The sequence below is a fragment of the Leptolyngbya sp. FACHB-671 genome (assembly GCF_014695745.1).
Taxonomy (GTDB): domain Bacteria; phylum Cyanobacteriota; class Cyanobacteriia; order Elainellales; family Elainellaceae; genus JAAUTN01.
The window spans coordinates 1-3,487 of record NZ_JACJOV010000131.1; the positions used below are offsets into that span (position 1 = coordinate 1).

The window sequence follows — 3,487 nt, forward strand, 5'->3', positions numbered from 1 at the left end:
ATCCAGCACCGCCCAACGCTTGCGGCACACCCAGCGATACAAATCCATGTGCTTTTAAGTCAGCATAATTTTCAAAGACAAAGCGATCGCTCTCATCAACCTGTTGCGATCGTGCTGCAAACTGTTTTCCTAACTGTTCAACGAGTTCTAGCCAATGGGTTTTAGAAGGTGAATCTTGAATAGTTAGATCGATCGTATGTGCTGTCATTTTTATCTCCTTGATTTTTTCAACACAGTAAAACCATCCCTACAAATTACTCACGCAATTGGTGAGTAATCAGAGCGCGTTTGATCAAACGTTTGACCATCTAAATTTAATGAAGGACAGTAGGTAACCAGTGGGGAAGCATGTCCCCCACCAGGCTATTTGTAAGTGATTAGCCTACTACAAAGAAGTCTTTGTTCGTCATTGCTAAGCCAGTCGATACTCTGGCAATCTGAACCTGAGCCACTCCCCCGATGCCGTCTGCGTCGAAGAATACCGCTCCAGTACCTTTGTTATAGATAAAGCGATCGCTACTGTCTTGAGCACTCGACCCAAGCCGAAATTGATCAGCCGTGATGACTCCTGCTGCCAATCCAGCTCCAAAGCCAGCTCGATCAATATAGAAACTGTCATCCACCACTCTAAAGTCCTTGATCGTGTCAATTCCCTGGCGTGGAGCACTGATGAGAAAGCTATCTTGCCCTGAGCCACCCGTTAGAGTGTCATTTCCGCCAAGACCCGCTAAATAGTCATTTCCGCCACCACCAGAGATGGAGTTGTTAGCAGCGTTACCGTAGATAATATTAGCCAAGTTGTTACCCGTACCGTTAATCGCAGCAGTGCCATCCAGAGCTAAAGCCTCAACCTCTGCTGATAAGGTAAAGCTAACGGTGGAGCGCACAGCATCAGATCCCCCCGAAGCAACCTCAAAAACGGTGGTAGTTGCATTCTCGACATAGTAAACGTCGTTGCCGCTTCCCCCAAGTAATTGGTTGCTGCCTGATTCCCCAATCAGGTGATCGTCACCGTTGTCACCCCGAAGAACGTCATTGCCACCGCCACCTCGGAGCACGTCATTGCCATCACCACCCGAGAGGAGGTTGTCAGCAGCATTTCCGTAGAGTTCATTATCCCAAGCATTACCCGTGCCGTTGGCGGCATTGCCCTCCAAAACTAACTTTTCGACATAGTCTGTCAACGTATAGCTGATGCTAGCGCGTACAACATCAACCCCCTCATTAAGCTCCTCACCAACGTAGTCATTTTGATGATTGACATAGTAAAGGTCGTCGCCAGCGCCACCTTGCATAAACTTGGCACTGCCGTCACCCAATATCGTGTCGTTACCATTGCCACCATAGATAGTCTGATTGCTACCAGAGCCAGCATCAATCCAATCGTTGCCATCACCACCAGAGATCAGATCTTGACCATCGCCACCATAAATGATGTCATCTCCTCCTAGTCCAAAAATGATATCGTTTCCTCCTAGTCCGTAAATGGTATCGTTCTCAGGCTCACCACTGAGGTCGCCGTAGAGCTGCTGATTTGAATTATCATCGCCATAAATAGGTTCAGTCATTTTGATTTCTCTTGAAATAGTTGTGGTTTGAGTTGTAAAACAATCGAAAAGACATCAAGTGAAGCGATCGCAAAGACAAACGACTTTGTACATCTTGCGAACGCAAAACACTTAATGGAATACAAACAACGCAACAGTAGAAGTTATATTCATCAACAAATAAAGAAGTTGTTGAATGCGTTGTTGCTCTCGATATTTAGACCTTAATTCTTTGCCGATTCAAATCCCTTCACCCAACCGTATGAGGGATATGAAGGGTATGAGTATTCATCTATGTATTCCCTGCTGATAAAGCAGTTCGATATCAAAGTGTTCGTAAATCGTCAATAGATAGAAGTTCATACGTTGTGCAACAAAAATGTTATAGAAAGATTACGCAAGGTAAAGCAACTCGGTAAAATTTGGTACATTGTTTAGTTGAACCAGTGTATGACTAGATGCGTCGATTGATGGACGTGGAGAAGGGACTTGAAGTCGCAAATGCGCTCGTCGTGGCAAAAACTAGGCGACGGCTCAGTCCTGTTGAAGTTGCAATCTTAAGTGGCTCCTGGCAAGGGCAAACCTACGAAGAAATCGCCAACCGGAAGAATTACGCTGCCAGTTACTTAAAACGATATGCGGGTCCGAAACTCTGGCAATTACTTTCTGATGCGTTAGGTGAGACGGTAAGCAAGACCAACTTCCGTGCTTCGTTGGAGCATCATTACCAGCAAGAAAGTGAAGAAATTCAAGCAGGAGCCAGCGAGCCGAAAAATAAGGCATCTGGAAAACGCAATAGTGAGTACACTGGCACTGCTTCTCCCTGTATTGATTGGGGCGAAGCCATGGATGTTTCTACCTTCTATGGTCGTCAACCGGAACTGGAGCTTTTGCATCAATGGATTAGGGGCGAATTCTCTTCTGAAAAGCAAAATCCTTCTGGAATACCACAGGCTTCACGCTGCCGTTTGATTTGTTTATTAGGCATGGGAGGCATTGGCAAAACCTCTCTGTCGATTAAACTGGCTCAGCAAATTGCTAGCAGTCGCTCCGAGGAAGGTGATGGATTATCTACAAAACCCGATTCCCTTTTTGAATTCGTCATCTGGCGATCGCTGCGAGATGCTCCACCCTTGGACAATCTCCTCGAAGACCTGATTCCACTCCTCTCTCGCCAGCAAGACATTACCTTGCCGAAAGGCACTTCAGCCCAAATCACCCGACTGATCCAATACTTGAAACAGGATCGCTGCCTGCTAGTGTTGGACAATATGGAGTCCATTCTCCAGAGTGGACAGGTTGTGGGCAGTTATCGCTCCGGCTATGAAGCGTATGGAGAACTGTTTCAGCGTGTGGGTGCAACAGAACACCAAAGTTGTTTGCTGTTGACCAGTCGAGAAAAGCCCTCAGAAGTCGCAGCGCTGGAGGGCAATGCGCTGCCGGTGCGATCGCTGCAACTGACCGGACTCACCCCAACAGACAGTAACAGCATTCTAGAAGCCAAAGGGTTAACGGGAGATGCTGCCGATCGCGACAACCTGATCGAACATTACCGGGGTAATCCTCTGGCGTTGAAGATTGTCGCCACATCGATTCGTGACCTGTTTGATGGCGATATTGCAGAATTTTTAGAGCAGGGGACGATCGTTTTTAATGGGCTGCGTCGTTTGCTGGATGAGCAAATCGAACGTCTATCAGCGTTGGAACAGCAAGTGATGAATTGGTTAGCGATTAACCGAGAAGGGACGACGATTGGTCAGCTTCATGCCGACATTATTCCTACGGTGTCTAAGGCGCGGTTGCTGGAGGTATTGGAAAAGTTAGGGCGGCGATGTCTGATAGAAACGGCTGCACAAGCGCAAATTGAACGGAAGATTCTACAAAACGGTGATGCAAGGCAGAACGGTGAAGCTAAACGCATTCCCTCCAGTTTTACCCAA

General features: G+C 47.1%; 2 protein-coding genes and 1 pseudogene. 1 reads left to right on the top strand and 2 read right to left on the bottom strand.

The window, feature by feature from the left end; genetic code table 11:
• A pseudogene (locus H6F93_RS19670) lies at positions 1 to 208 on the bottom strand (hypothetical protein); the annotation flags it as partial.
• Between the two features lie 169 nt (positions 209 to 377).
• Positions 378 to 1,568 (bottom strand): calcium-binding protein, encoded by a 1,191-nt coding sequence (locus H6F93_RS19675; protein WP_190684234.1) that lies wholly within the window; start codon positions 1,566 to 1,568, stop codon positions 378 to 380.
• 437 nt (positions 1,569 to 2,005) lie between these two features.
• Between H6F93_RS19675 and H6F93_RS19680 the strand changes: the two genes are divergently transcribed.
• Positions 2,006 to 3,487, top strand: a 1,482-nt coding sequence (locus tag H6F93_RS19680) for a helix-turn-helix domain-containing protein (RefSeq protein ID WP_190684238.1), incomplete at its 3' end; no start/stop codon positions are given.